Raw genomic sequence first — 26,689 nt, 5'->3', positions numbered from 1 at the left:
CTTACTTCTCGATGATCGCGAGAACGTCGCGGGCGGAGAGCACGAGGTACTCCTCGCCGCCGTACTTGACCTCGGTGCCGCCGTACTTGCTGTAGAGGACGATGTCGCCCTCGGCGACGTCAAGCGGAATACGCTTGTCGCCGTCCTCATCCCAGTTGCCCGGGCCCACCGCGAGGACCTTGCCCTCTTGCGGCTTCTCCTTGGCGGTGTCAGGGATGACCAGGCCGGAAGCGGTCGTCTGCTCTGCCTCAAGCGGCTGAACCACAATGCGGTCGCCGAGCGGCTTAACGGGAACCTTGGTGGCGGTCGTCACGATCGGACCTCCCCTTCAGATTTGAATGATCTAGAAGAGGCGACCAGCGGGGCCTGCCGTCGCGGGTGTCAGACCTGCCTCGTCGCACGTTGGCACTCTCAAGGGGAGAGTGCCAACAGGAAACATATGCAAGAGGGGCTTGACAGTCAACACGAACGCGTCTGCTCAGAGCGATCAGGCCCAAGAGCTTGCCCAAGGTTGGGAGTAAATGGGGTGACACGCACCCGTGGGGTACGGCGGATGTGTGAGCACGCGCTTTACGCGCACAGCGGACAGCCGACTTCGCGCCGCACACGCACAACGGACACGCCATATCTGCCCGGCGGACACGATGATTCGCGCCATCCGCAGACGAGCGGACGCGTGAGGCCACCCGCCATACCCGGACGGACAGACGCGTGAGGCCGCCCCGTCCCTCCACCACCGCCTTCGCGTCTACGGGATCGCGGACGGGCCGGGGCCTGGAGTGTGACGGGGAGGCGCTAGCGTGGTGTTACGTGGATCTCGACGCCTTCACCGAGTTGCTAACCCCGCGCGGGCAGCGCGCTCTCGCTGAGGCCGTCGAGCTGGTAGGAGCCGACCCGGTAGTCGCAGCGACGAGACTGCGCAAGACGTACGACGCGGCGCTCACTTCGGCCGCGCTCACCCAGGCTGCGCTACGCGACCGCGCCAGAGCCAAGTTCGGCGCCGACGCGGCCAGCATGTACTTCACTCCGCACGGCCTGGAGCAGGCCACCCGCGCCGAGGTCGGCACCCACCGCGCCCGCCGCCTGATCGCAACCGCAGACGAAACGCAGGCCGCATCCGGTGGAGCGCAGAGCCTGGCCAGGGAAACGCGGGTCGCGGCCGATGCAACGCATGGCGCTGCCGGGGAAACGCGGGTTGCGGGCGATGGAGCGCAGGGTGTGATCCCAGGAACGCAAGTGGTGGCCGCTGAAACGCGAGTTGCGACCAGTGGCGTGCCTGGCGCGGTCGCGGAAACACGGGTCATGACCGGTGGAGGGCGGGGCGCGGCCGGGGGACCGCGGGTGGTGGACGTCTGCTGCGGCATCGGCGGCGACTTCATCGCGCTGGCGCGCGCCGGATGCGTCGTGGACGCCTTGGACCTCGATCCGCTGACCGTCGCAGTCGCCCGGGCGAACGCCGAGGCGCTCGGGCTTGGGGATCGAGTCACCGTCCGGGTGGGCGACGCCGCGACGGTCTCGCCGGAGGACTACGACTGGCTGTTCGCCGATCCCGCGCGTCGTACGAGCCGGGGCAGGACGTTCGACCCCATGGCTTACTCACCGCCGTGGCCGGTCGTGCTCGACCTGGTCGCCAGGGCCCCGCGGGCCTGCCTGAAGGTGGCTCCGGGCATCCCGTACGAGTTCATCCCGGCCGGCGCCGAAGCCGAGTGGGTGTCGTACAAGGGCGAGGTAAAAGAAGCAGCCCTCTGGACAGGCTCCACCAACGCCACCACTACGACCAGCACCGCAGACGTCACTGACCCCACGACCACGACCGGCGCCACAGGCTTGCTGGGCGCGGGGGACACGATCGACGCCGCAGGCACAATCGACGCTGTTGAGCGGCCGGGCGGTGCGGTGCGACGGGTGACGCTGCCCGGCGGCGCGGAGCCACCGATGGCAGCGCCCGGTGGTGCGGTGCGGCGGGCGACGTTGCTGCCCGGTGGGGAAACGCTCGTCGCCCGCGGGACCGAGGCGCCGATCGGCCCCGTCGGGCGCTATGTGTATGAGCCCGACGGGGCCGCGATCCGTGCACACCTCGTCGGGGAGGTCGCCGAGATGGTCAATGGCCGCCTCCCCGACCCGATGATCGCCTACATCACGAGCGATGAGGCGTTCGACACCCCGTGGGCCGCGCGTTACTCGGTGGAAGAAGTGCTGCCGTTCTCGCTGAAGCGCCTCCGCGCCACCCTTCGCGAGCGGCAAATCGGAAATGTCGTTATCAAGAAGCGGGCCTCGGCAGTCGACATCGAGCGACTCAGAAACGACCTTCGACTTTCTGGCGATAAATCAGTGGTAATCATCCTTACCCGCATCATGGATAAGCCTTCTGTCCTGATTTGCCATGCGGCTCCACCTGCGTAAATGACAAATCCGGGCGTTCCCGGGCCAATACCTATCTTTCCCTTCGCCCCTGACTTACCTTGATCGAAAGGCTAAGGTGGGCACGCGGGAGTCCTCCCCCTTTGGCGGTTAGCCGCGCTCTCTTTCTTCCATCTGCAAACCGGACCTATCCCACCGCTGCGCGGCAGACCGTCGGCGAGCGAAGGAGCCTTTCGGTGGACCACTCCAACCACACCACCCTTCTACAGGCAGGCGGCGATTCCGCCATCTCCGAAAGGATGCGGGACCTGCTCGCGCGTGCTTCCCAGGATCACGTGTACGAGCAGCGCACCCAGGGCGCCGTCCTCGACGAGATCCGCCAGCGCCTCGAAGGTATGGAGTGGCTGCTCCGCGAGGTTCGCGAACGGGAGCTTGGAGGGCTGAGCGGCACGCTCGAGACGGTGAGCGGGCGGCTTGACGAAATCGCCGCCAAACCGCCGATGTGGGCCGAGGGTCTCGCCCAGCATGTGGAGGCGGTACGCGACCACGTTGACGCCGTTGGCGAGCAGGTGGGCAGCGTTGACGCGCATGTGGAGTCGGTTCATCAGCGGGTGGCGCCGGTGTCGGAGTTGCCGGGGCTCTGGGCCGAGGTCGGCAGCGTCGGCGACAACGTGGACGAGGTGCTCAAGAAGCTGCAGTCGGTCCTCGACTGCACCGACGGCATCAACAAGCGGATGGGTGAGCTGGGCACGAGGCTGGGCCAGCTCACCACGGGCATGGAGGCCGCCGCCAACCGTTTCACCCGCATCGACAAGTCACTCGCCGAGCTGACCGCCCGTACCGACCGCATCGAAGGCGCGGTGCTGGAGCTGCCCGACGGCTTCGACGGCAAGCTCGCCGCCACCGCCGCACAGCTCGATGGCAAGATCACCGCCACCGCCGCGCAGCTCACCGCCGCCACCGACCAGCTCGACAGCAAGTTCACCGCCGCCGCCAACCAACTTGGCGGCAAGCTCACCGCGGCGACGGACCGGCTCGGCGCCCAGGTGGACGGCACCGAACAACGCCTCACCGGACGCTTCGACGAGACCGAACAGCAGCTGGCCGACCTGGACCAGCGGCTCACCGGCCGCCTCGACAAGACCGAGCAGGCCCTGACCGCGCGTCTCGACAGGACCGAGCAAGGTCTCACCGCCCGTCTGGGCGAGTCCGAGCAGGGCTTGTCCGGCCGCCTCGACGAGACCGAGCAGCGCCTGGCCGGTCGCCTCGACGGCGTCGACGGTCGGATCGGCCAGCTCGACGGCAAACTCCTCGGCATCGACGGCCGCATCGAGACCGCCGACGGACACCTGGCCGGCATAGACACCCGCCTCGACGGCATCGACGGCAAGCTGCTCGACACCCACAGCGGGCTCGACGGCCGACTCGGCGGCTTCGACCAGCACCTGAACTCCGTGAACAGTCACCTGACCACGGTGAACAGCCACCTGTCCCGCCACGACGACCGGTTCGACGCGCTCGACGGCCGCGTAGACGGCCACTTCATCCGGCTCGACGAACGCCTGGCCGTCGCCGACCGGCACCTCACCGAGTCCGCCACCCGCAACGAGGGCCGCTTCAACCAGCTCGACAACGGCCTGGAGTCACTCGACGAACGCCTGGGCGAGGTGGAGGAGCGCCTGACGACCCGCTTCGACGGCCTGGACAACCAGCTCACCAGCGTCAACGCCACCGTGACGGGCCTGGGCGAGAGGCTCACCGACGTCGACCTCTCCGTAACCGGCCTGAACACCCGGCTGACCGGCGTCGACACCTCGATCAACGGCCTCGGCACCCAGCTCAACAGCGTGGAGACCAACCTGACCGGCCTCGCCGTACGCGCCGAACAGGCCAACGAGCACCTCGAAGCCGTCGACGACCGCATCGAGGCCGTCAACCAGCGCATCGGCCAGCTACCCGCGACGCTCAGCATCGGCGAGCGGGTGAGCGAACTCCTCGACTCCCAGACCACCGACCAGGGCGAGCGCCTGACCGCCGCCGCGTCCGCGCTCACGGAGCTGGTCGCGGCGCGCCCCGACCGCTCCGAGCTCACCCAGACGGTCACCGACATCGTCGAGCCCGCCACCAGCGACCTCACCAAGCGCCTGGGCGCCTTGGAGGAGACCATGCTCGCCCTCGCCGAAGCCCTCCTCCGCCCCACGCGGAAGGACTGACCTGCGCCGCACAAGACCCGCCGCACAAGAAAAGACCGACCTTCCTGTACGGCAAAGCCAAGGTCACCCGCACGCGCCGACCTGGGCGCGCGACCTTCCTGGCCGGTCGTGAACGCTCACGTGGTTCCCGCCGTTACGACGCGCATTCTCAGCCGTCGCCGGGGCAGGCCGACACCCCGTCGCGCCAGAACCTCAGGACAAATGCGCAAGCTTGTCCGGGTTGACCAGCCCATACACCCCGCTACCGCCTCCCGCAGCACGAACGCCGCCCGTTCCAGCGGCGACAACGTCTCCAGCACGACCAGCAGGCCCGTGGTGACGTTCTCAGCGGCCGTCTACCTTTCCCACCGCGACGGCCTGTGAGCTGCCACAGGCGCGGTTGGCCGGGCGCGGCGGCGCCGCCAGTACGCGACGGTGAGCGCTGCCAGCAGCGGGCCCCACAGCAGCAGCGGCGCGTAGGCGGCGACGGCCAGCAGGCCCTGCCAGTCGTGGAACTCCAGGGGGAAGTCCGCGGCCAGCGGCCGCCCGTAAATGTCGCGTCGGGCAGAGGTGGCGACCGCCGCCAGTGTCCACAGCCAGGTGAGGGCGACCGCGCCGAGCCCGGCGGGGACGATGGCGACCAGCACCGGAACCCGCTTCCCGCGCAGGCCCGGAATCCAGCGCGGGAACACCTCTCCCCATGCGGCGATCAGCCCGACGGCGGTAAAGGCCACCAGCTCGGAGAAGATCGACAGCAGCACCACGTACAGCTCCATCGGCAGCCATGGCGGGATGTCCCCGGCGCCCTGCTCGCCGTGACCGATCGGCAGGTGCAAGGTGACCGCCGCGATCCGCCAGACGCTGGCCGGCAGCACGGTGAACGGGATGGCGTAGGCGGCGATCCGCGCCCAGCGCGGCACTCCGGGCACAGGGGCGTGGGCGGCCGTCCAGGCGGCGCGTAGCCGCCCGGTGGTCGGCGGTACTTCGGTGAGGATGGTCATCCGCGGTCCTTCGGGCCTACGGGCATGGCTTGCCCGATCTGTTCCGAAGATCGCAGCCGCGTCAGGGCAGGCTCATCGCCCGCCGGAGGGAACCACCTCCCCCGCATGGGGGAACGGCCCCCCGACGCGCCCGTCACACGCCGAAGACCGGCCACACTCCATCACACGCACCGAAGACCGGCCGCACGCCACCACACCCAAAAACCGGCCACACTCCATCACACGCACCGAGGACCGGTGCAACGCCTCATACGTGCACGGTCGTGATCGGCATCGACGAGTCGGCCGGAATGTCCAGCCTCGACGGGGTGATCCCCGCCGCGACCAGGTCGGACCCCAACGCCGCGACCATGGCGCCATTGTCCGTGCACAACCCAGGCCGCGGCACCCGCAGCCGCACACCCGCCGCGTCACACCGCTCCTGGGCCAGCGCGCGCAGCCGGGAGTTGGCCGCGACACCCCCGCCGATCAGCAGGTCGCGCACCTCGTACTTCCGGCACGCCTGGAGCGCCTTGCGGGTCAGCACGTCGACCACGGCCTCCTGGAAGGAGGCCGCCACGTCGGGCACGTGGATGGACTCGCCGGCCGCCTCGCGGGCCTCCACCCAGCGCGCCACGGCGGTCTTCAGCCCGGAGAAGGAGAAGTCGAGCGTGCCGTCGTCGATCTTGCCTCGCGGGAAGGTGATGGCCGTGCCCGAGCCGGAGGTGGCCGCCTTGTCGATGTGCGGGCCGCCGGGGAACGGCAGGCCGAGCACCCGCGCCACCTTGTCGAACGCCTCCCCGGCCGCGTCGTCGACGGTGGAGCCGAGCGAGATCACGTCCTGGGCGACGTCGGGCACGAGCAGCAGCGACGAGTGGCCGCCCGACACCAGCATGGCGATGCACGGTTTGGGCAGCGGGCCGTGTTCGAGCTGGTCGACGGCGACGTGGGCGGCCAGGTGGTTGACGCCGTAGAGGGGCACGCCGAGGCCGAGCGAGTAGGACTTGGCCGCGGCGACCCCGACGAGCAGCGCTCCGGCCAGGCCCGGACCCGCCGTGACGGCTATCGCGTCGATGTCGGAGAACTTCAGCCCGGCCTGCGCCAGCGCGGCCTCCACCGTCGGCGTCATCGCCTCCAGGTGGGCCCGCGAGGCGACCTCGGGCACCACGCCGCCGAACCTGGCGTGCTCTTCCATGCTGGAGGCGATCGTGTTGGCCAGCAGCGTGTGGCCCCTGACGATGCCGATGCCGGTCTCGTCGCAGGACGTCTCGATGCCCAGGACCAGGGGTGCGTCAGCCATCCAGCTTCCTTCTCATCATGATCGCGTCGGTGCCGTCGTCGTAGTAGCGGCGGCGCCGGCCGATCACCTCGAACTCGAAGTGCTCGTAGACCCCCCGCGCCTGCGGGTTGTCGGCGCGCACCTCGAGGAAGACCTCCCGCGCCTCGCGCCGGCCGGCCTCGGCCAGCAGCTCCGTCAGCAGCGCGCCACCGATCCCGGTGCCCTGATGCGGGTAGTCGACCGCGATGGTCTGAACGTCGGCCTGGTCGGCCGCGGCGGCCAGGCCGGCGTAGCCGACGATCTCCTCGCCGACGACGGCCACCACGTAGTGCCTGGTCCGCGGCTGGTCGGCCAGCTCGCCGCGGAGCATGCCCTCGCTCCACGCGTCCATCGGAAACGTGTTGCGCTCGATCCCCATGACCGCCGGCAGGTCGGCCTCGGTCATCTGCCGGAGCTTCACGTCCATCTGCCGGGGCTTCATGCCGTCACCCTCTTGGGCGCGCCGGGCACCACCGCGTCGGGCCGCCGCAGATAGATCGGGCGCGGCGGGCCGAGCGCCACCCCCGCCGCGATGCGCTCGGCCGCCAGGGCGGCCATGAACCCGGCATAGGGGTATGGCGGAGCATCGGATCGCCCCAGGAGGTCGGGGTAGAGCCCGGCTCCGGCACCGGCCACGGGCAGGCCGTCCACCGGCACGTCGGCGGGCCGGTCGACGAACGGGCCGTCGAGCCTGGTGCGCGCGTCGGAGTAGCGGGCCCAGAACACCTCCTTGCGCCGCGCGTCGGTGGCGACCAGGAACGGCTCGGTGAACCCGCTGCCGTAGGCGACGGCGTCGAGGGTGCAGATGCCGTACGCGGGGACGCCCAACGTGGTGGCGAGGCCCTGCGCGGTCATCAGCCCGACGCGCAGCCCCGTGTAGGGGCCGGGGCCGCTGCCCGCGACGACGGCGGTTACCTCGGACAGGGCGGTGCCCGCCTCGCGCAGCACGGTTTCGATGGTGGGGACGAGCAGCTCGCCGTGTCGCCGGGCGTCGATCGTCGTCGACTCGGCGAGCACTCGCTGCCCGTCATGGAGGGCGGCCGTGACGGCGGGCGTCGCGGTATCAAAGGCCAGGACCAACACGACTGTTTAGCCTACCTGCCTGGCGGGTCACACCCAGCCGGTGCGCTGTTTCAGCCAGTCGAGCGCCACGACGCCCTGCGCCCGCTGGAACGCTCTGACCGTGGGCAGCCCTGGTGGCGGCGGCCGGCGGCCCTGCCGTACCAGGTAACCCGTGAAAGCGGCGATCACCGCGGTGGCGGCGGGATCGGGGTCGGGGAACAGCTCCTGCGGCGGCGGGCCGCCCTGCATGGCGACCGAGGGCAGCATGCCCAGGGAGTCGAACCAGCTCGCGCCGACGCAGGCCCACGGCCAGTCGACGACGTAGACGCGGTCTTCGGTGAGCAGCAGGTTGTCGGCCCGCAGGTCGGCGTGGAGCAGCGTGTCACCGGCGGCGGCCTCGGCCCAGCCGGACTCCAGCTCGGCCAGCGCGCCGACGTGGCGCAGCGCCCACGGGTCGAGGCCGGTGGTGTCCTCGTCGAGCAGTTCGCGCCAGCCGCGGAAGGCCTGCCCGAACACCTCCGCGATCGGCGGCGCCTCGATCGGCGTGGGCGTGAGCGCGGCGGACATGCGCCGTACGGCCTCCATCACCCGGTCGAGCTCGGCGCGGCGCCAGGGCAGCTCGGGGTGGCGGCCCTCGACGTCCTCGAAGACCAGCACCACCCAGCCCTCGATCTCGAAGTCGGTCAGCAGCCGCGGCGCGGGCACGGACTCGGGCAGGGCGGCGGCGATCTTGGCCTCGGCCTGGTAGAGGCGGACGCTGTCGGGGTTCGGCTCCGGGCCGACGGCTTTGACGAAGGCGCGCCGGCCGTTCGCGGCGCGGAGCCGGACCGCCGCCGCGGGCGAGAACCCGCCCTGCTGCGTCACGGCCTCGATCACGGAGGCGCCGAGGAACTCCTCGACGGCCGCGCGGGCGGCCGGGTGCACCTCCGGCCAGGGCACCCGCGCCCCCGAGGCGGGCGGGTTGGTCTCTTCGCTCACGCTCGAGAAGCGTAGACGATGATGTTGTCGAGGTATTCGCCCTTGGCGTAGTCGAACTTGCCGCCACAGGTCACCAGCTTGAGGCCGTCTCCGCCGTAGACGCGATCGGCCGGGAAGTGATCCTTCGACACCTGCTCGATCGAGTCGACCTTGTACTGGACGACCTTGCCGTCACTCCGCTCGACCTTGACGATCTCGCCCTTGCGTACCTGCTTGAGCTTGTAGAACACCGCCGGGGCCGTCTTGGTGTCGACATGGCCGATGATGACCGAGGCGCCCTTGTCGCCGGGCACCGCGCTGCCGGTGTACCAGCCGGCCATCTTGGGCTTCTCGTACGGCGGCAGCTCGACCTCGCCGTCCTTGCTCAGGCCGAGCTTCATCAGCGGCGCCTCGACCTCGATCGACGGGATGTCGATGCTCTGGGGCACGACGGAGGCGGTGGTCTTGGTGCCGGTCTGGTACGACTTGCCGAACGCGACCAGCAGCAGGCCGGTGACGGCTCCCGCGAGGACCACACGTCCAGGGCGGGCCATCGGCTAACCCCTGATGCGGCGTTTGATCAGCAGCCCGGCAGCCGCCAGCACGGCCGCGCCGGCCAGCACGCCGCCGACCGGCATCCCCGAGCCCTCGTCGAGGTCCTTGCCGAAGGTGCCGCCACCGCCCGCTCGGGGCGCCTTGGTGGGCTTGGTGTCGTCGTCCGAGGTGTCCGAGGTGTCCGCGGTCGCTCTGGCGACCTGCAGGGTGGCCTTGCCGGTGTCGTTGGTGCCGTCGCACTTGACGTCGACCAGGTAGGAGCCGCGCTTGACGGTGCTCGACACCTGGGCCTCGCCGCGTACCCACGGGTTCGAGGCCGTGACGCGGCCGGTCGGCGTGGGCGTGGCCGTGGCGGCGGTCGGCGCGGTGGTCAGCGGCACGCCGCTGAGGAACGCCCTGGACGTGGCGGTGCCCGTGTGTGCGGGGCCGCCGGTGGGGACCGGGCAGTTGGCTAAGATCCACACCTTGGAGTTCTCACCCGCGGTGACCTTCGCGGGGCTGAGCTGGACGAGGATGGGCTTCCTGCTGGCGGTCGGGGTGGCGCCGAGCGTGGGGGTGGTGCTGGCCGTGGCTGATGGTGTGGCGGTCGGTGTGGTTTGGGCGGAGGCCGAGCAGCCGACCGCGCCGATCATGACGATGGCTCCCGCGTACGCGACTCGCCTGACCCTGAGCACCGCCGCACCCCACTCCGCGCCGTCCTTCACCAAGCATCCACCAAAAAATGGACGCCGCCCCTCCTGATACCCAGATTTTCTGGGCGAACCCTTACCAATGATCATGATTTCTGTCGATGGTGAGGTAGGTCAAGGGTGACAGCTTTGCCAGAAGACAGGGCAGAATTTACTTTTCCGCAGGTTCGGACGGCGTGTCGGCCCATCGCGCACCGACGCCGCGCAGCGTCACGACGCGGGCGTCGTCGCCGCCCTCGCGGTCGATGTGGATTTCCAGCCGGTCCTCGGACAGCCCCTCGACCAGTCCCTCGCCCCACTCCACGACCGTCACCGACTCCTCGAGCGAGGCGTCGAGATCGAGGTCGTCGACCTCCAGGTCACCACCCAGCCGGTAGGCGTCGGCGTGGACGAGCGGCGGGCCCTGCCGGAGCGACGGGTGCACCCTGGCGATCACGAACGTGGGCGAGGTGATCGGGCCGCGTACCTTGAGCCCTTCGGCGATGCCCTGCACGAGCGTGGTCTTGCCCGCGCCAAGGGGGCCGGACAGGATGAGCAGGTCGCCGGGGCGCAGCGTTGCGGCCAGGCGTGCGCCGTACGCGCGCATGTCCTCGGCCGTCGGGAGCCTCTCCGCCACTACAGCTCCACCCGCTTGATCAGGTCGCGCAGCGCGTCGTTGACCACGCCCGGGCGCTCCAACTGGATCAGGTGCGACGTGTCCGGCACCTCGGTGAGCTGGGCCTTGGGCAGCGCGGCGGCGATCGCCTTGCTGTGCTCGGGCGGCGTCAGCCAGTCCTTGTCGCCGACCAGGATCGCGGTCGGCACCGGGTCGAGGACGTGCAGGGCGGCCAGCTTGTCGTGGTTCATCAGTGCCGGGTAGAAGTCGGCGAACACCTCGGTCGGCGTCGCCCTGATCATCGTCTCGGCGAAGTCGACCAGGGTCGGGCTGACGTTCTTGGAGTCGCCGAAGCCCATGAGGCGGGTCATCAGGAACGCGATGTCGCTGCCCGCGTGGCGGGTCTTGTCGACGAACGAGCCCCGCTTGCCCAGCATCGAGATCGTCGGCGGGGCGATCTTGTGCACGACCTTGGACAGCAGCGCGGGCAGGCCCAGCGTGAGCTCGGCCAGCTTGCCCGCCGAGGTGGCGATGAGCGAGACCGCGCGGATCTTGTCACCGAACAGCTCGGGGTGGCGGTCGGCGAGCGCCATGATCGTCATGCCGCCCATGGAGTGGCCGACCAGCACGCACGGGCCGGGTACGAAACGGTCGATCACCTCGGCCAGGTCGTCGCCCAGCCGGTCGATCGTGCTGTCCTCGGCGGTCGCGCGCTGGGAGCGGCCGTGGGAGCGCTGGTCCCACAGCACCATGCGGTAGTTGTCGCGCAGGTCGCGGCGCTGGTAGTGCCACGACTCCAGGCTGAGACAGTAGCCGTGGCAGAACACGATGGTCAGCGGCGCGTCCTCGGGCCCGTCGATCTCGATGTGCAGGGCCGTGCTGTCGGAGGTGATGAGCGTGCGGTCCCGGCCGCGCAGCTCGCCGAACCGCTCGCTCGCCTCGGCGTCGGGGCGCAGCCTCATGCGGCCCACCGCGTAGCGTTTGGCCAGCGCCGCGGCGGCCACACCGGCCGAAGCGGCACCGACGATCGCGCCGGCGATCCCGACCTTCCGCCGTGTTGTCGTCGTCATGTCCCTGATCCCCTATACACCCGCGGCACCCGCGAACCGATCCTGGTCACGATCTCATGCGTAATCGTGCCGAGATTATCCGCCCACTCCTGAGCGGTCGGCTCACCCCTCCCGCCTGGCCCGAACAGGATGACCTCGTCCCCCGCGGCCAGCGGGTCGTCGCCCATGTCGATCATGAACTGGTCCATGCACACCCGGCCGGCTATCGCCCTGCGGCGACCCCCGGCCAGCACCTCCGCCCGCCCCGTCGCGTGCCTGAGGATCCCGTCGGCGTACCCGAGCGGCACCAGCCCAAGCGTGGTCTCGGAACTCGTGACATAAAGGTGTCCGTAGGACACTCCTGAGCTCTCCGGCACCCGCTTGGCCAGCGCGATCCGCGCCACCAGCGTCATCGCCGGCCGCAGCCCGAAGTCGCCCAGCTCGGGGACCGGGCTGAGCCCGTACATCGCGATGCCGGGCCGGACCATGTCGTAGTGGGTGCGCGGCAGCGTCAGGATCGCGGCGGAGTTGGCCAGGTGCCTGATGACGTGGGATCCGGCGGCGCCGGCCTGCTCGGCCTGCTTGAGCGCCGCCTCGAACGCCTCGATCTGCCGGTCGATCGAGCCATGCCCCGGCATGTCGGCGCAGGCGAAGTGCGACCACAGGCCGACGATCTCGATGACGCCCTCGGCCTGGAGGGCGAGCGCCCTGGCCAGCAGCCCCGGCCAGGCGGCGAGCGGTGCGCCGCCCCTGCTCATGCCGGTGTCGGCCTCAAGGTGCGTCCTGGCGGTCCGCCCGGTGCGCCGCGCGGCGGCGGCGATCTCGTCGAGCAGCCCCTCGTCGGCCGCCGACAGCTCGATCTCGGCTTCGAGCGCCTCGTCGAGCGGCTCCCCCGGCGTGATGATCCATGACAGCAGCGGCGCGGTGATGCCACCGGCCCGCAGCGCGAGCGCCTCACGGATGTAGGCGGTGCCGAGCCTGCTCGCGCCGCCCTGCAGCACGGCCTCGGACGTCGGGACGATCCCGTGCCCGTAGGCGTCGGCCTTGACGGCCCCCAGCACTTCGGCGCCGCCCGCGCGCTCCTTGAGCAGCGACACGTTGTGCCTGATCGCGGCCAGATCGACCTGCGCCTCCGCGGGCGTCGCCATCGGGGATGTCATCCCCCCAGTCTGGCAGCTCGCTCGCGCGGTCGAGCGCGATTCGCCCTCTTGAGGCCGGCCGACCGAACGGGATTCACCCTCCGGCCCACCTGGGAGAACCCCGCAGCATACGGATCGCCGCCGGCACCGCCTCGGCCACGTCGGCGGCGGTCAGCGGGGCGTCGTCGGCCGCGATCCGCCCCGCCAGCCCGTGCAGGTAGGCGCCGCACGAACCCGCGTCGTAGCAGTCGAGCCCCTGCGCCAGCAGCGCGCCGGCCACGCCGGAGAGCACGTCGCCCGTGCCGCCGGTGGCCAGCCACGCGGTGCCGGTCCCGTTGACCCGTACCGGCATGTCCCGCGCGGCCACGACCGTGGTCGAGCCCTTGAGCAGCACGGTCACGCCCAGCTCCGCCGCCGCCCGGCGGACGTGTTCGAGCCGCCCCGCCTCGATCGCCGCGCGGTCGGCCCCCAGCAGCCGTGACAGCTCCCCCGCGTGCGGCGTGATCAGCACCGGCGCGGTACGGCGGAGCAGCGCCCTGTCCCCGGCGACCAGGGTCAGGGCGTCGGCGTCGATCAGAACGGGCACGTCACTGGCCAGCACCCTGGCGGCCAGCTCGTGCGCCCAGTCGCCGGTGCCCAGACCCGGCCCCAGCACCCATGCCTGCACGCGGCCGACCTCGTCGATCGACGGCTCGCTCAGCTCGGTGATGACCGCCTCGGGCCAGCGGGCGCGTACCTGGGCCACCGGTTCTTGCGGCCCCACGTAACGCACCATCCCCGCGCCCGCGCGCAGCGCCCCGCCCACGGCGAGCACGGCGGCGCCCGTGTAGCGGTTACTGCCCGCCGCCACGCCCAGGACGCCCCTGCGGTATTTGTCGGACTCACCCATCGGGTGCTTCAGCAGGCCGTCGACGTCACGATGGGAGAGCGCCACCACGTCGGGGTCGGGCAGGTAGGGGTCGAGCCCGATGTCGATCAGCTCGAGCTCGCCCACGTAGCTCGCGCCCGGATCGACGAGCAGCCCGGTCTTGCGAGCGCCCATGGTCACCGTCACCTGGGCCGCGACGGCCGCCCCGTCCACCTGCCCGGTGCTCGCGTCGACGCCGCTGGGCACGTCCACCGCGACGACCAGACCGGGTGCCGCGTTGGCCGCCTCGGCCAGCCGTGCGTACGGCTCCCGCAACGCGCCGGTCGCCCCGATGCCCACCAGCCCGTCGACGATCAGCTCGGCCCGGTCGAGGGCGTCCGCCCCGGCGATCGTGCCGCCCGCCCGGCGGAACGCCTCCAGACCGCCCTCGTGGGTCTTGGCGCCCGCCAGGACCGCCTCGACCCGGGCGCCGCGTGCGGCCAGCCGGGCCCCGGCGTAGAGGGCGTCGCCGCCGTTGTCGCCGCTGCCGATGAGCAGCAGGACGCGCGTGCCGTACACCTTGCCGAGCAGGCCGGCGCAGACGGCGGCGAGCCCGGTCGCGGCGCGGTCCATGAGCGTGCCGTCGGGCAGCCGCGCCATCAGCGCGCGCTCGGCGGTCCTGATCTGGTCGGCGGTGTAGGCGGTACGCATGATCCGAAGCTATCCTTCCGCGATCACGTAGGCCATCGCCACACCGGCGTCATGGCTGAGCGAGACGTGCCAGCGCTTGACGCCCAGGCCGTAGGCGACTTCGGCGGCCTTGCCGGTGACGTGGAGCGCGGGCTTGCCGCTCTCGTCGCAGCGCACCTCGGCCTCCAGATGCCCGAGCCCTTTCGGCGCGCCGAGCGCCTTGGCCACGGCCTCTTTTGCGGCGAACCTGGCCGCCAGCGAATGCACCGCGAGCGGCCGTTCGACCTCGGTGAACAGCCGCTCGCGCAGCCCCGGCGTGCGCTCCAGCGCCGACTCGAACCGCGCGATGTCGACGACGTCCACGCCGATACCCAGGATCATCCCCCAAGGCTAACGGGCGCGCTTACAGCCAACTGGCTCGGACGCTGTCGGCCGGCCCCTCGTCGGGCGCCGTGCCGAGCTCACCCTTCCCCACCCTGGCCAGCAGGCGGCTGACGCTGTCGATGATCTCGGGGACGTACGCGCGCAGCTCGGCCACGTCCGCGGCGATCGACTCGTCGTGCTCCACCCCCGCCTTCTCCAGCACGGCGTCCAGGTCCGCCAGCTTGCCCGCCAGCCATTGAAGGGGATCACTCGACAGATCCCTGTCGAACACGCGAGGGCCCGGGTTCCATTCGGTGAAGACCGGATGATGATGGGTCCGGTCGAAGCTGCCGGGGCGGCCGTCGACCGATTCCAGTAAATCAACGCGCCAGATGGGCCGGTCGACGTTGATGGGCCGCGCCGAATAGATGGACCCTTTCAGCTGCCCTTGTTCGAGCATCCGTACTTCGAGACGTACGCCGTGCTCGGCTCCTTCTTGACCCTTGCCCGGGTTCGGGTCGACGAAGTAGAGATCGCTCACCGCCACGCCGATCCGCTCGAAGCCGAAGATGTACAGCACGAGGCGCCCTCCTATCGCGGGTGTCCCTCGGAGTATGAACAACCCCTTGGTCGCCTTCAACAGACGCGGGCCAGCCTCCGTACGCCCTCGACCAGCTCGGCGGAGTCGGCCGTGGCGGCGAACCCGAGGCGCAGCCACGCGGCGGGCACCTCGGTGGCGAAATAGCGGCTGCCCGCGCTGACCGCGACCCCGAGCTGCCGGGCGGCGCCGGCCACCGCCGTGTCGCCCAGCCCCTCGGGCAGGCGGACCCACAGATGCAGCCCGCCGGCGGGCACCCGCGTGATGGTCCAGCCGGGCAGTCCGCGCGAGATGGCGGCGGCCAGCTCCCCGCGCCGGTCCCGCAGAGCCGTGGCCAGCGTGCGGAGGTGCCGTTCCCAGGCCGGCGAGCTGACCAGCTCCAGCGCCGCCTCCTGGAGCGGTCGGGTGACGAAGAAGTCGTCGACCAGGCGGACCGCCCGCAGCCGCGCCATCACGGGCCCGCGCGCGATCAGCGCTCCGATACGCAGGCTCGGCGCGGCCGGTTTGGTGAGCGAGGTCAGATAGACGACGGTGCCGTCACGGTCGCCGGCCACCAGCGGCGGCGGCACGGGCCCGCCATGGCCGAGGTGCCTGGCGAAGTCATCCTCGATCACGAACGCGCCCGCCGCCCTGGCCACCTCGACCACCTGGCGGCGCCGCTCGGGCGCCAGCACCGCGCCGGTCGGGTTGTGGTGGGCCGGCTGACAGTACAGCGCCCGCGCGCGGGTCAGCTCGAACGCCTCGGCCAGCAGGTCGGGCCGCAGGCCGTCGGCATCCATGGGCACGGGCACCGGGCTGAGCCCGGCCGCGCGGGCGGCGGCCATGGCTCCGGGGTAGGTGGGCGATTCCACCAGCACCGGGTTGCCGGGGCCGGCGATGGCGCGGAACACCATCGACAGCGCGCTCTGCCCGCCCGCCGTGATCAGCACATCGTCCGGGGTGACGCCGCCACCCGCCATGGCGGCGAACACCGCGCGCAACGGCGACAGGCCGCTCGCGGGCGCCCGGTCCCACGCGTCGGGGCGGCGGGCCGCGCGGCCCAGCGCCGCGGTCAGTGCCCGCGCCGGCTGCAGCGATCGGTGCAGGTAGCCGCCGTCCAGCATGATCGTCCCGGCGGGCGGCGGGCCGAGCGCGTCGGTCAGCGAGCGGGTGTCCACGGCCCGGTCGGTGAGCGCGACCGTCTGCCAGGCGGTGTCGGCGACCGCGGCGCCCGCCCTGGCGCGCGGCGCCACGAAAGTGCCGCTGCCCGGCCGGGTGATCACCGCGCCCTCGGCGGCCAGCGCGGCGATGGCCTGCGACACGGTCACCGGACCCACCCGGTAGCGCTGGACCAGGTCACGGCTGCTGGGCAGGCGGTCGCCCGGCGCCATCCCGGACAGCAGGGCACGCAGCCGCACCGCCAGCTCCGCCGAACTGCTACTATCCGTCATGAAACTGGATAATAGCGCTTTCAGCACAAGCCCTGAACCGCTACTCGACGTCGAGAGCCTGCGGGCTGACACCCCAGGGTGTGCGCAGGTCGTGCACTTCAACAACGCCGGGTGCGGGCTGCTGGCCACTCCGGTGCTGGCCACGATGCTCGAACACCTGCGTTTGGAAGCCCAGATCGGCGGCTACGAGGCGGCGGCGGCCCGCGCCGGCCAGGTCCGCGAGTTCTACACGGAGCTCGCCGGCCTGATCAACTGCGAGCCGGGGAACATCGCGTTCGCCGGTAGCGCCACCCACGCCTTCGCCACGGCCCTGTCCGCGATCCCGTTCGAGGCCGGCGACGTCATCCTGACCACGCGCAACGACTTCATCTCCAACCAGATCGCGTTCCTGTCACTGCGCAAGCGCTTCGGCGTGCGCGTCGTGCACGCGCCGGACGCGCCGGAGGGCGGCGTGGACGTGGCGGCGATGGCCGCGCTCATGCGGGCGCACCGCCCCCGGCTGGTGAGCGCCACCCACATCCCCACCAACTCCGGGCTGGTCCAGCCGGTCGCCGAGATCGGCCGCCACTGCCGCGAACTGGATCTGCTGTACATGGTCGACGCGTGCCAGTCGATCGGCCAGCGCCCCATCGACGTGGCCGAGATCGGCTGCGACCTGCTCACCGCCACCTGCCGGAAGTTCCTGCGCGGACCGCGCGGCTCCGGCTTCCTGTACGTGTCGGACCGGGTCCTGAAGGCGGGCTACGAGCCGCTGTTCATCGACATGCACGGCGCCCGCTGGACCGGGCCGGACCGCTACCAGCCCGCCGAGTCCGCCTCGCGGTTCGAGGAGTGGGAGTTCCCGTACGCGACCGTGCTGGGCTGCGCGGCCGCCGCCCGCTACGCCCGCGGGGTCGGCGTCGAGGCCATCGCGCGCCGCTCACCCGCGCTCGCCGCCCGGCTGCGCGTCCTGCTCGACGCCGTTTCAGGGGTACGGGTGCTCGAACAGGGCCCCGAGCTGGGCGCCATCGTCACCTTCACCATCGAGGGGTGGCGGCCGGAGCCGTTCAAGGCGGAGATGGACGCGCGGGGGATCAACTCGGCGCTCAGCTTCCGGGAGTTCGCGCAGTTCGACTTCGGCGACAAAGACGTCGACTGGTGCCTGCGTCTGTCACCGCACTACTACAACACCGACGAGGAGGTGGACCAGGTGGCCGCCGCGGTCGCGGAGCTGGCCGGTTAGAACGAGCCCCGCTGCCAGGGTCCCCAGATGGCGAAAGACATGCCCTCTTTGGACTGGATGTTGACGTACAGGGTGTGACCGCCGGGGCCGAAGGTGGAGCCCGCGAACTCCGCGCCCGGGTCTCCTTCCACCGGCTCCAGGCGGGCGAAGTCGAAGATCTCCCCCTTTTTGGTGAGGCCACGCAGGAAGTTGTCGCCGTCGCCGTCCTCGCAGAGCACCAGCGTGCCGCGGGGGCTGGCCGTCACGTTGTCGGGCAGGTCCAGCACGGACGAGCGCGGCGACTCGTACACGAGCCTGAGCCGCCCGGTCCACGTCTCGTACGCCCACACCTGCCCGCGTCCCTTGCCGAACCCGGACGGCGGCGTGTCACCCTCGGCGGTGGCGCCGCCCTGGGTGGAGCAGAAGTACACGGTGCCCTGGTGGTAGATGGCCCCTTCGAGCCGGGAGAAGATCGCCGCGCCCTCGGCCCGGCCCTGCTTGCCGACGGCCTGGACGGCCTCGTCGTTCGACGGCTTGCCGGTGAAGGTGGGGTCGGGGTCGTCGATGGTCACCCATACCGTGTTGTACGTGGCGCCGGCCCGCTGTCCCTTGGACAGGTCCTTGCGCGGGGAGCCCTTGATCGCGAGCATCTGCAGCCGGCCACCGTCGAGCAGCCGCCCGGCCTTGAGCGGGTGCTTCGGCGGCGTGTAGCGGTAGAAGCCGGAGGCGAACGCGAAGCAGTCCTCGGTCAGGTAGAGGGCCCCGGCCTGCGGGTCGAACGCGGCCGACTCGTGCGCGAACCGGCCCGCCGCCTTGATCGGCTTGGCATTGGAGGTCCCCGACACCGGCACCTCGAAGATATAGCCGTGCTTGCGGGTCAGCTTGCTGTTGTCGTTGCCGTTGAAGTCGTTGGCCACGTCGGGGCCGTTGACGGTCTCCTCGCAGCTCACCCAGGCGTTCCAGGGCATCGGGCCGCCCGAGCAGTTCATCATGGTGCCGTTCAGCGACGGGGCGCTCTTGAGCACCTCGCCGTAACGGGTGACCTGGAGGGTCGAGGTGCCGCCGCCGGCCGCCGGGTCGTAGGCCTTGTCCTTGTTCCCGAACGCGCCGACCGGGCCGGCGACCTCGTGGTTGCGCACCAGGATCGCGGTGTCACGCGGCCCGCGGAAGGCGGCCATCCCGTCGTGCTTGCCCGGCACGATGGAGCCGTCGGAGTATTTGCTGCCCGCCGGGCTGAAGGAGCGGTACTTGAACCCGTCAGGCAGGTACAGCCTGACCTTCCCGTCACGCGCGTCGCGCACCGCCTTCAGCGGTCCGTACCCGGTCGCCCGGGCGACGCCGCCTCTGGCGCCCGCGCAGGCGACTCCGGCGAACGGCCCGGCGATGCCGGCCGCGGCGGCCAGACCTGCTCTGGTCAGAAAGCGACGACGATCCACAAGGCCTCCCAGGGCTAGGTATCCGAACAGTAGCCTCTGACAAATCGCCGCATGCCCCGTTTCACCGAGATCCCAGGCGGGAGCCGCCGCCATACCCAGAACTGCGACAAAGTAATCCCATGTCTTTATCCACAGGCTGTGGATAAAGACGGGCACCCGGTCGAGAGCGCGTTTGGACGTCGTCGCTACGCTGCCAAGGTGAACAACGGCTACGTTGAATTGAGCAGGGAGCAGTGGAGCGAACTCCGCAAGAACACGCCCTTGACTCTCACCGCGGAAGAGCTGGAAGAGCTGCGTGGCGTCGACGATCCCATCGACCTCACCGAGGTCACCGACATCTACCTCCCACTGACCCGGCTGCTGAATCTCCACTTCACCGGGTCCAAACAACGCAGTAGCGTGCTGAGCGCGTTTCTCGAGCATCCGGGGCAGCGCGTGCCGTACATCCTGGGCATCGCGGGCAGCGTCGCGGTCGGGAAGTCGACGACGGCGCGGCTGCTGCACACGCTGCTGGCCCGCTGGCCGGAGCACCCGCACGTGGAGCTGCTCACCACCGACAGCTTCCTCTACCCCAACGCGGTGCTGGAGTCCAAGGGGATCATGCATCGCAAGGGGTTCCCGGAGAGCTACGACCGCAGGGCGCTGGTCAGGTTCGTGGCCGAGGTCAAGGCCGGGCAGTCCGAGGTGTACGCCCCGATCTACAGCCACCTCGAATACGACATAGTCCCCGGCGCAAAACAAGTGGTGAAAAATCCGGATATCTTGATCATCGAGGGGTTGAACGTGCTTCAGCCTGCCCCACCCACGTCCCTCGCGGTCAACGACTACTTCGACTTCTCGATCTACGTCGACGCCAAGGTGGAGGACATCCGGGCCTGGTACGTCGACCGCTTCCACAAGCTCCGCCGCACCGCCTTCGAAGACCCCCAGTCGTACTTCAAGTACATCGCCGACCTGTCCGACGAGGAGGCGACGGAGTTCGCGGTCAACGTCTGGCGCGACATCAACGAGCGCAACCTGGTCGAGAACATCGCCCCCACGCGCGGCCGCGCCAGCCTGGTCATGCAGAAAGGCGCCGACCACTCCGTCAGGCGGGTACGGCTTCGCCGAACCTGAACACCTCCTCGAACAGGTAGGCCGCGAACCTGCCCGCGCACCCCTGATCGTCTATGTCGGCGAACCAGCAGTCCTCGCCGTCGTCGTGACACCTGAACGTCTGCCTCATGCGAGGAAGCCTCGCGTACCACTGTCAACACATCATCAACATCCGATGGACAAGAATGACCAAGTGCTACACCTGCGATTGATCTGCCCGTCCGCCCGTACCGGCGAGGTGACGACCGTGCTCGACGAGTGCACGGGCGTCACCAACGTCGCCGTGCTGCCCGGCGCGGCCCGCGAGCCGGTGGGCGATCTGATCCTCTGCGACGTCGCCCGCGAGGCGGCCAACGAGGTGATCAGCAGGCTCAAGTGGGTGCAGGACGAGGGGTCCATCGCGGTCGAACAGATTCACCTGGCCCTGTCCAAGGTGGCCGCGGACGCCGTCGAGGAGGCTCCCGGCGACCCCGACGACGCGGTCGTCTGGGCGGAGCTCGCCCACAAGGTGCAGGCCGAGTCGCGCATCACGTGGGCGTACCTGGCCTTCCTCGCGATCGCCACGCAGCTCGCGGGCATCGGCGTCCTGCAGAACTCCCCCATCCTGATCGTCGGCGCGATGGTGCTCGGCCCCGAGTTCGGGGCGATCGCGGCCATCTGCTTCGGTCTGCTCCGCTTCCGCGGCCATTTGATCATCACCTCGGTCAGGACCCTGGTCATCGGGTTCGCGGTGGCGATCGCGATCACGTTCGCCTGCGCGCTGGTCTCGCGCTGGATGGGCTGGATCGACCTGACCAACCTGCGGGTCAACGAGGAGGTCCAGTTCATCGTCAAGCCCGACCGCTGGTCGTTCATCGTGGCGCTGCTGGCGGGCGCGGCCGGGGTGCTGTCGATCACGGCGGGCAAGTCGTCGGCCCTGATCGGCGTCTTCATCTCGGTCACCACGGTCCCGGCCGCCGGCTACGTGGCCGTGGCGCTGGCGCTCAGCGACTGGGACGAGGTCGCGGGGTCGGTCGCGCAGCTCGCGCTGAACATCGTCGGCATGCTCATCGCGGGCACCGTCACCCTCGCGGTCCAGCGGAAATTCTGGCCTCAAGTAGGACATCGTTCATCCGTGTGAACGAGGCCACACCCCATCCCCGGCCGGTAGGGTCCGGACCATGCACATCCTCGCTACCGAGGGGCTCACCAAACGCTTCCCGACCGTCACGGCACTCGACCAGCTGACGGTCACCGTCGGGGCCGGCGTCACCGGCCTGGTCGGGGCGAACGGCGCGGGCAAGTCGACGCTGATCAAGATCCTGCTGGGCTTACTGCCACCGACCGGGGGCGGCGCGCGCGTGCTCGATCTCGACGTGACCACCCAGGGCGCCGAGATCCGCAGGTTCGTGGGCTACATGCCCGAGCACGACTGCCTCCCCCCTGACGTGTCCGCCACCGAGCTGGTCGTCCACCTCGCCCAGATGTCCGGGCTGCCGCGCACGGCCGCCCGGGAGCGCGCCGCCGACGTGCTGCGCCACGTGGGGCTGGCCGAGGAGCGCTACCGCGCCATCGGCGGCTACTCCACCGGCATGAAGCAGCGCGTCAAGCTGGCGCAGGCGCTCGTGCACGACCCCAAGCTGATCTTCCTCGACGAGCCGACCAACGGGCTCGACCCGCGTGGCCGCGACGAGATGCTGTCGCTGATCAGGCGCATCGGCACCGACTTCGGCATCAGCGTGCTCGTCACCTCGCACCTGCTCGGCGAGCTGGAGCGGATCTGCGACCACGTGATCGTCATCGACGCGGGCCGGCTGCTGCGCTCGTCCGCGATCTCCGAGTTCACCCAGGCCACGCAGACCGTCACGGTCGAGGTCGAGGAGGGCACGCAGCCACTCGCCGAGCGGCTGTCCGAGCTCGGCCACACCGCCACCCAGCACGGCCGCCTGCTGGTGGTCAAGGTGGCGGGTCCGGAGACGTTCGACGCGATCCGCGACGCGGCCGTCGATCTCGACCTCTGCCTGATCCGGCTGGAACAGGGCCGCCACCGCATCGAGGACGTCTTCCGGGAGGAGGCCGCGAATGTCTGAGATCTATGACATCGGTTACCGCCACTACGACGGTCCGCGACTCGGCCGCGGCTATTCGACGCGCGCGCTCACCGTCCACAGCCTGCGCGGCGTCTTCGGCCTCGGCCGTACGGCCCGCAGCAAGATCATGCCGTTCGCCCTGGGCGTCATCATGCTGCTGCCCGCGGTCGTGTCGATCGCGATGATGGCCCTGATAAAGCAGCATGGCATGAGCTACAGCAGCTTCGCGGTCTCCATGCAGACGGTCCTGGCGATCTTCCTTGCCTCGCAGTCGCCGACGGTCGTCGCGCCCGACCTGCGCTACCGGGTGTTGCCCTTGTACCTGTCAAGGCCGGTCGCGATCGCCGAGTACGTGACCGCCAAGGTCATCGCCATGACCGTGGCGCTGTTCCTGCTGATCGCGCTGCCAATGACGCTGATCTACGTGGGCGAGCTGCTCATCGACCTCGAAGGTCCGCCACAGACCAAGGAATACCTCGGGGCTCTGGCCATGGCGCTGGTGCTCGCGCTGCTGCTGTCGTCGTTCGGCCTGGCCATCGCCTCGCTGACGCCCAGGCGCGGGCTCGGCGTCGCCTCCATCATCGCCGTCTACCTGCTGGCCTCGGCCTCCGTCCCGGTCATCTACGGCACGCTGCAGTCGGCGGGCAACACGTCGGGGGCCCTCTGGGCCTGGCTGGTCAACCCGTTCTGGCTGGTCGACGCCGTACAGGTGTGGCTGTTCGACACCACGCCCAACGCGCTGGACGGCAGCGGCTACCCGCCGGGGCCCGCCCCGGCGATCATCGTGGTCGTGCTCATCGCGATCGGACTGGCGGCGCTCGCGGCGCGCTACCGGAAGGCGGCCGCCCAATGAACATCGAGCTCGCACAGGTCTCGCGCTGGTACGGCAACGTGGTGGCGGTCAACGACGTCACGATGACGATCCGCCCCGGCGTCACCGGCCTGCTCGGCCCCAACGGCGCGGGCAAGTCGACGCTGCTGCACATGATGGCCGGGTTCCTGGCCCCCTCGGGTGGCACGGTGACGATGGACGGCACCCGGATCTGGAAAAATCATCACATCTACCGGAACATCGGCCTGGTTCCTGAGCGGGAGGGTGTCTACGGGTTCCTCACCGGCTGGCAGTTCGTCCTGTCCGCCGCCAGGCTGCACGGTCTGCCCGATCCGGTCGAGGCCGCGCGCAAGGCGCTGGCCACGGTCGAGATGGAGGAGCCCAAGGACCGCCGCGTCGAGACCTACTCCAAGGGCATGCGCCAGCGGGTGAAGGTCGCCGCCGCGCTCGTCCACGACCCGCCGGTGCTGCTGCTCGACGAGCCGTTCAACGGCATGGACCCGCGCCAGCGGATGCACCTGATGGACCTGATCCGCTCGATGGGCACGGCGGGCAAGACGATCCTGTTCAGCTCGCACATCCTGGAGGAGGTCGAGCGGGTCGCCCAGCAGATCGAGGTGCTGGTCGCGGGCAGGCACGCCGCCTCGGGCAACTTCCGCGAGATCCGCCGGCTGATGACCGACCGGCCGCACCTGTTCAGGATCCGGTCGAGCGACGACAGGAAGCTCGCCGCCGCCCTGATGCTCGACAGCTCGGCGGGCGGTGTCGCGCTCGGCCCCGACGGGTTGGAGGTCAGGGCGGCCGAGTTCCGGCGCTTCGCGCGACTGCTGCCGCGCGTCGCCCGCACCGAAGGCATCCGCCTGCACCAGGTCTCCCCCGCCGACGAGGACCTGGAGAGCGTGTTCGCCTACCTGATCAACCGGAGTACTTGATGAACCTGCACGGAGTCAGGCAATGAATACAGTCGTTGCAGGGATCACTTACCGGGCGCTCCTGGGTAGGCGCCGGATCGTCTTGCTGCTTCTGCTGCCGCTGGCGCTGATCGCCCTGGCGATCATGCTGCGCCTGTTCGGCGGCAACGATCCGCACTCGGCCGAACTGCTGATGGACAACTTCGCCATCGCGGTAATGCTCCCGTTGCTCGGCCTCATCGCGGGGACCGGGGTGATCGCCCCGGAGATCGACGACGGCACGATCATCCACCTGATGTCCAAGCCGATCTCGCGGCCGGTCATCGCGCAGACGAAGTTCCTGGTGGCCGCCTCGCTGATGGCGGTGTTCGCGGCGGTCCCGACGTACTTCTCGGCCTGGCTGCTGGTGGGCAACGAGGACGGCCTCGCGGCCGGCTTCGCGCTCGGCGCGCTGGTCGCGGGCTTCGCCTACGTCGCGGTGTTCCTGCTGCTCGGCACCATCACCCGCCACGCGGTCACGATCGGGATCATCTACGCGCTGCTGTGGGAGACGGTGGTCGGCACGGTCGTACCGGGGGCGCAGAAGTTCTCCATCCAGCAGTGGGCCAAGTCGATCGCGGTCCAGATCTCCGACAACCCGTTCCTGGACACCAACGTGACGCTCGGCTTCGCCGTACCGGCGCTGATCATCGTGACGCTCGGCGCGGTGCTCTGGGCGGGACAGCGACTGCGGGTCTTCGCCCTCACGGGCGACGAATAGCCGTACGCAGCGCCGCCCGGTCGAGCTTGCGCCTGCTGGATCGCGGGAAGTCCGCGAGCACCGCGATCCGATCGGGCAGCGCGCCCGCGTCGACCAACGTGGGCAGCCGGGCGCGTACGGCCGCCTCCTGGAAGCCGTCGCCGGGCACCAGCGCCAGTACGACCTCCTCATCGCCCGTGACCGGATCGGCCAGGCCGACGATGGCGGCGTCGGCCACGCCGGGCAGCGCTGCGATGGCCGGTTCGTACAGGCTCGGGTAGATGTTGAACCCGTCGCGAAGGATCATGTCCTTCTTCCGGCCGAGCAGCACGAGGCGGCCCTGTCCGTCCATCCGGACCAGGTCGCCGGTGGCCACCTCGTCGTGCGGCGGCTCGCCCAGGTAGCCGCGCGCCAGGTGCGGGCCACCGACGATCAGCTCCTGATCCTCGGTGAACCGCACGCCGACACCCGGCAATGGAGCACCGAGCAGGTCTCCCTCGGTGCAGGCCAGCTTCTCCGCCGCGCTCGCCAATGCGATCGGCAGCGCCTCCGTCATCGCGTAGATGCTCAGCACCTCCGCGCCGGGGGCGGCGGCGATCGCCTTCCGCAGTACGGCCGGCGGCGCGGGAGCCGAGCCGAGCAGCAGGTGGCGCAGGCTCTCCGGCAGCCGCTCCACCCGCTCGACGAGGGCGGCCAGCTCGACGGGCACGCAGTACAGGTGGGTCACCCGGCGCTCGAAGATCAGCTTGTCCGGGCCGGGCATCGACCAGGTGGCGCCGCCGATGAGCGCGGGCAGGCCCAGCATCAGGCCGTCGGTGTGGACGACGTCGCCGGGTTCGACGGGGAAGCGGTCCCTGAATATCTCCAGCCCGGCGGCGAGGGACGCACGGGTGTGCACGACAGCTCTGGGGTGCGCGGTGGTGCCGGAGGTGAAGATCACCGCCGCCGGATCGTCCGCGTCGCCCCGGCTCGCCCCGGTCGGCTCGGCCGCGCCCGCGCCCGCGCCCGCGCCCGCGCCCGCGCCGGCACCGAGGCCGGCGCCGAGGCCGGCGCCGAGGCCGACGCCGGTCGGGGGCCCGTTCAGGCCGCGTAACCGTACGGCGTCCCTGGGCACGCCGGGCAGCCAGCGGCCGGTGTAGGCGTGGCGCAGATCCAGCTCCGGCAGCGGATCGCGGAGGCCGGGCAGGAGCACGCCCCGGCGCCTGGCCAGGGCGCGCAGCGGCGCGAACGACGTGACGGCGTACAGCAGCGACCCCGCCACCACCCAGCGCGGCCGGGCCAGCCGGAGCCGGGCCGCCAGGATCTCCGGCGCGAGACCGGGATCGGCGAGCACCAGCACCCCGCCCGCGGCGACCACGCCCAGCGCCACGGCGATCGCGTCCGGCGAGGGCTCGACGGCGTAGAGCACGCCGTCCCCGCGCGCGAGCCCATCAGCCACCAGCCGGTCGCGGATGCGCAGCGCCCGCTCGCGCAGCCCGCCGAACGTCAGCTCCCGCCCCCGCGCCCCCACGATCGCCGTCGCCCCCGGCGTACGCTCGCAGGCGGCGAACACCTGAGCCAGCAGATCGCTCCCCATCCCAC

The 26,689-nt window shown here is 70.6% G+C and carries 28 protein-coding genes; 10 read left to right on the top strand and 18 right to left on the bottom strand.

The window, feature by feature from the left end:
* Position 1: 1 nt before the first annotated feature.
* Positions 2-316, bottom strand: coding sequence for a co-chaperone GroES (gene groES, locus KLK06_RS00390; RefSeq protein ID WP_214633886.1), 315 nt, complete (start codon positions 314-316; stop codon positions 2-4).
* 494 nt (positions 317-810) lie between these two features.
* Here groES and KLK06_RS00380 point away from each other — a divergent pair, with 494 nt between their 5' ends.
* From KLK06_RS00380 to KLK06_RS00370, 3 genes are all read left to right on the top strand, one after another.
* Positions 811-2,403, top strand: a complete 1,593-nt coding sequence (locus tag KLK06_RS00380) for a class I SAM-dependent methyltransferase (protein ID WP_308168042.1) — start codon at positions 811-813, stop codon at positions 2,401-2,403.
* A 194-nt stretch (positions 2,404-2,597) separates the two neighbouring features.
* Positions 2,598-4,574, top strand: a complete 1,977-nt coding sequence (locus KLK06_RS00375) for a hypothetical protein (RefSeq protein WP_214633225.1) — start codon at positions 2,598-2,600, stop codon at positions 4,572-4,574.
* A gap of 201 nt (positions 4,575-4,775) precedes the next feature.
* Positions 4,776-4,937 carry a hypothetical protein gene (locus KLK06_RS00370; RefSeq protein WP_214633224.1) on the top strand — a complete coding sequence of 54 codons (162 nt, stop codon included), beginning with the start codon at positions 4,776-4,778 and terminating at the stop codon, positions 4,935-4,937.
* Here the strand turns inward: KLK06_RS00370 and KLK06_RS00365 are convergent.
* From KLK06_RS00365 to KLK06_RS00300, 14 genes are all read right to left on the bottom strand, one after another.
* On the bottom strand, positions 4,910-5,554 hold the full coding sequence (locus KLK06_RS00365) for a hypothetical protein (protein WP_214633223.1): 645 nt from the start codon (positions 5,552-5,554) through the stop codon (positions 4,910-4,912). The two genes, KLK06_RS00370 and KLK06_RS00365, sit on opposite strands and share 28 nt — an antisense overlap.
* 247 nt (positions 5,555-5,801) lie before the next feature.
* The gene (gene tsaD / locus KLK06_RS00360) at positions 5,802-6,833 is read right to left on the bottom strand and encodes a tRNA (adenosine(37)-N6)-threonylcarbamoyltransferase complex transferase subunit TsaD (RefSeq protein WP_214633222.1); all 1,032 of its coding nucleotides are present in this window, start codon (positions 6,831-6,833) and stop codon (positions 5,802-5,804) included.
* On the bottom strand, positions 6,826-7,293 hold the full coding sequence (gene rimI, locus KLK06_RS00355) for a ribosomal protein S18-alanine N-acetyltransferase (RefSeq protein ID WP_250904709.1): 468 nt from the start codon (positions 7,291-7,293) through the stop codon (positions 6,826-6,828). Before rimI ends, tsaD begins: the two co-directional genes overlap by 8 nt.
* A complete protein-coding gene (tsaB, locus tag KLK06_RS00350; protein WP_214633221.1) occupies positions 7,290-7,934 on the bottom strand; it encodes a tRNA (adenosine(37)-N6)-threonylcarbamoyltransferase complex dimerization subunit type 1 TsaB in 645 nt (214 codons plus the stop codon). The genes rimI and tsaB overlap by 4 nt, the downstream gene beginning before the upstream one ends.
* Positions 7,935-7,961: 27 nt before the next feature.
* Positions 7,962-8,891, bottom strand: coding sequence for a phosphotransferase family protein (locus KLK06_RS00345; RefSeq protein WP_214633220.1), 930 nt, complete (start codon positions 8,889-8,891; stop codon positions 7,962-7,964).
* Positions 8,888-9,424, bottom strand: coding sequence for a class F sortase (locus KLK06_RS00340; protein ID WP_214633219.1), 537 nt, complete (start codon positions 9,422-9,424; stop codon positions 8,888-8,890). Before KLK06_RS00340 ends, KLK06_RS00345 begins: the two co-directional genes overlap by 4 nt.
* A 3-nt stretch (positions 9,425-9,427) precedes the next feature.
* Positions 9,428-10,129 (bottom strand): hypothetical protein, encoded by a 702-nt coding sequence (locus tag KLK06_RS00335; RefSeq protein ID WP_214633218.1) that lies wholly within the window; start codon positions 10,127-10,129, stop codon positions 9,428-9,430.
* Positions 10,130-10,265: 136 nt separating this feature from the next.
* Positions 10,266-10,730 carry a tRNA (adenosine(37)-N6)-threonylcarbamoyltransferase complex ATPase subunit type 1 TsaE gene (gene tsaE, locus KLK06_RS00330; RefSeq protein WP_308168041.1) on the bottom strand — a complete coding sequence of 155 codons (465 nt, stop codon included), beginning with the start codon at positions 10,728-10,730 and terminating at the stop codon, positions 10,266-10,268.
* Positions 10,730-11,779, bottom strand: a complete 1,050-nt coding sequence (locus KLK06_RS00325) for an alpha/beta fold hydrolase (RefSeq protein ID WP_214633217.1) — start codon at positions 11,777-11,779, stop codon at positions 10,730-10,732. Before KLK06_RS00325 ends, tsaE begins: the two co-directional genes overlap by 1 nt.
* Positions 11,776-12,918, bottom strand: coding sequence for an alanine racemase (gene alr, locus KLK06_RS00320; protein WP_250904708.1), 1,143 nt, complete (start codon positions 12,916-12,918; stop codon positions 11,776-11,778). The genes KLK06_RS00325 and alr overlap by 4 nt, the downstream gene beginning before the upstream one ends.
* A gap of 73 nt (positions 12,919-12,991) precedes the next feature.
* A complete protein-coding gene (locus tag KLK06_RS00315; protein ID WP_214633216.1) occupies positions 12,992-14,455 on the bottom strand; it encodes an NAD(P)H-hydrate dehydratase in 1,464 nt (487 codons plus the stop codon).
* A gap of 9 nt (positions 14,456-14,464) precedes the next feature.
* Positions 14,465-14,815, bottom strand: coding sequence for a holo-ACP synthase (locus KLK06_RS00310; RefSeq protein WP_214633215.1), 351 nt, complete (start codon positions 14,813-14,815; stop codon positions 14,465-14,467).
* 22 nt (positions 14,816-14,837) lie between these two features.
* Positions 14,838-15,377: a hypothetical protein gene (locus KLK06_RS00305; protein WP_214633214.1), complete on the bottom strand. Its 540-nt coding sequence runs from the start codon at positions 15,375-15,377 to the stop codon at positions 14,838-14,840.
* Between the two features lie 56 nt (positions 15,378-15,433).
* Positions 15,434-16,825, bottom strand: a complete 1,392-nt coding sequence (locus KLK06_RS00300; RefSeq protein ID WP_214633213.1) for a PLP-dependent aminotransferase family protein — start codon at positions 16,823-16,825, stop codon at positions 15,434-15,436.
* A gap of 91 nt (positions 16,826-16,916) precedes the next feature.
* Between KLK06_RS00300 and KLK06_RS00295 the strand changes: the two genes are divergently transcribed.
* Positions 16,917-18,047: an aminotransferase class V-fold PLP-dependent enzyme gene (locus tag KLK06_RS00295; RefSeq protein WP_308168040.1), complete on the top strand. Its 1,131-nt coding sequence runs from the start codon at positions 16,917-16,919 to the stop codon at positions 18,045-18,047.
* Here KLK06_RS00295 and KLK06_RS00290 read toward each other — a convergent pair.
* Complete coding sequence (locus tag KLK06_RS00290) at positions 18,044-19,462, bottom strand: alkaline phosphatase PhoX (protein ID WP_214633211.1); 1,419 nt, start codon at positions 19,460-19,462, stop codon at positions 18,044-18,046. The genes KLK06_RS00295 and KLK06_RS00290 overlap by 4 nt on opposite strands.
* Positions 19,463-19,660: 198 nt before the next feature.
* On the opposite strand from KLK06_RS00290, the gene coaA reads away from it, so the two are divergent.
* A complete protein-coding gene (coaA, locus tag KLK06_RS00285) occupies positions 19,661-20,578 on the top strand; it encodes a type I pantothenate kinase (RefSeq protein WP_214633210.1) in 918 nt (305 codons plus the stop codon).
* On the opposite strand, the gene KLK06_RS00280 is transcribed toward coaA, so the two are convergent.
* A complete protein-coding gene (locus KLK06_RS00280; RefSeq protein WP_214633209.1) occupies positions 20,550-20,687 on the bottom strand; it encodes a hypothetical protein in 138 nt (45 codons plus the stop codon). The two genes, coaA and KLK06_RS00280, sit on opposite strands and share 29 nt — an antisense overlap.
* Positions 20,688-20,732: 45 nt before the next feature.
* On the opposite strand from KLK06_RS00280, the gene KLK06_RS00275 reads away from it, so the two are divergent.
* Genes KLK06_RS00275 through KLK06_RS00255 form a run of 5 tightly spaced genes read left to right on the top strand, consistent with a single transcriptional unit; the run spans position 20,733 to position 25,129 of the window.
* Positions 20,733-21,677 (top strand): DUF389 domain-containing protein, encoded by a 945-nt coding sequence (locus KLK06_RS00275; protein WP_250904707.1) that lies wholly within the window; start codon positions 20,733-20,735, stop codon positions 21,675-21,677.
* Between the two features lie 40 nt (positions 21,678-21,717).
* Positions 21,718-22,626, top strand: a complete 909-nt coding sequence (locus KLK06_RS00270; RefSeq protein ID WP_214633208.1) for an ABC transporter ATP-binding protein — start codon at positions 21,718-21,720, stop codon at positions 22,624-22,626.
* Complete coding sequence (locus KLK06_RS00265) at positions 22,619-23,479, top strand: ABC transporter permease (RefSeq protein WP_214633207.1); 861 nt, start codon at positions 22,619-22,621, stop codon at positions 23,477-23,479. Before KLK06_RS00270 ends, KLK06_RS00265 begins: the two co-directional genes overlap by 8 nt.
* Entirely contained in the window at positions 23,476-24,390 is a 915-nt protein-coding gene (locus KLK06_RS00260; protein ID WP_214633206.1) for an ABC transporter ATP-binding protein, read from the top strand. The genes KLK06_RS00265 and KLK06_RS00260 overlap by 4 nt, the downstream gene beginning before the upstream one ends.
* A gap of 22 nt (positions 24,391-24,412) precedes the next feature.
* The gene (locus KLK06_RS00255) at positions 24,413-25,129 is read left to right on the top strand and encodes an ABC transporter permease subunit (RefSeq protein WP_214633205.1); all 717 of its coding nucleotides are present in this window, start codon (positions 24,413-24,415) and stop codon (positions 25,127-25,129) included.
* Here KLK06_RS00255 and KLK06_RS00250 read toward each other — a convergent pair.
* On the bottom strand, positions 25,113-26,684 hold the full coding sequence (locus tag KLK06_RS00250; RefSeq protein WP_214633204.1) for a class I adenylate-forming enzyme family protein: 1,572 nt from the start codon (positions 26,682-26,684) through the stop codon (positions 25,113-25,115). The genes KLK06_RS00255 and KLK06_RS00250 overlap by 17 nt on opposite strands.
* Positions 26,685-26,689: the final 5 nt, after the last annotated feature.

Origin of the sequence: Nonomuraea sp. NEAU-A123, from assembly GCF_018603905.1 — a bacterium.
Taxonomy (GTDB): domain Bacteria; phylum Actinomycetota; class Actinomycetes; order Streptosporangiales; family Streptosporangiaceae; genus Nonomuraea.
Note: the sequence above shows the minus strand (reverse complement) of the source record. Positions and strands in the feature narration are given on the sequence as shown.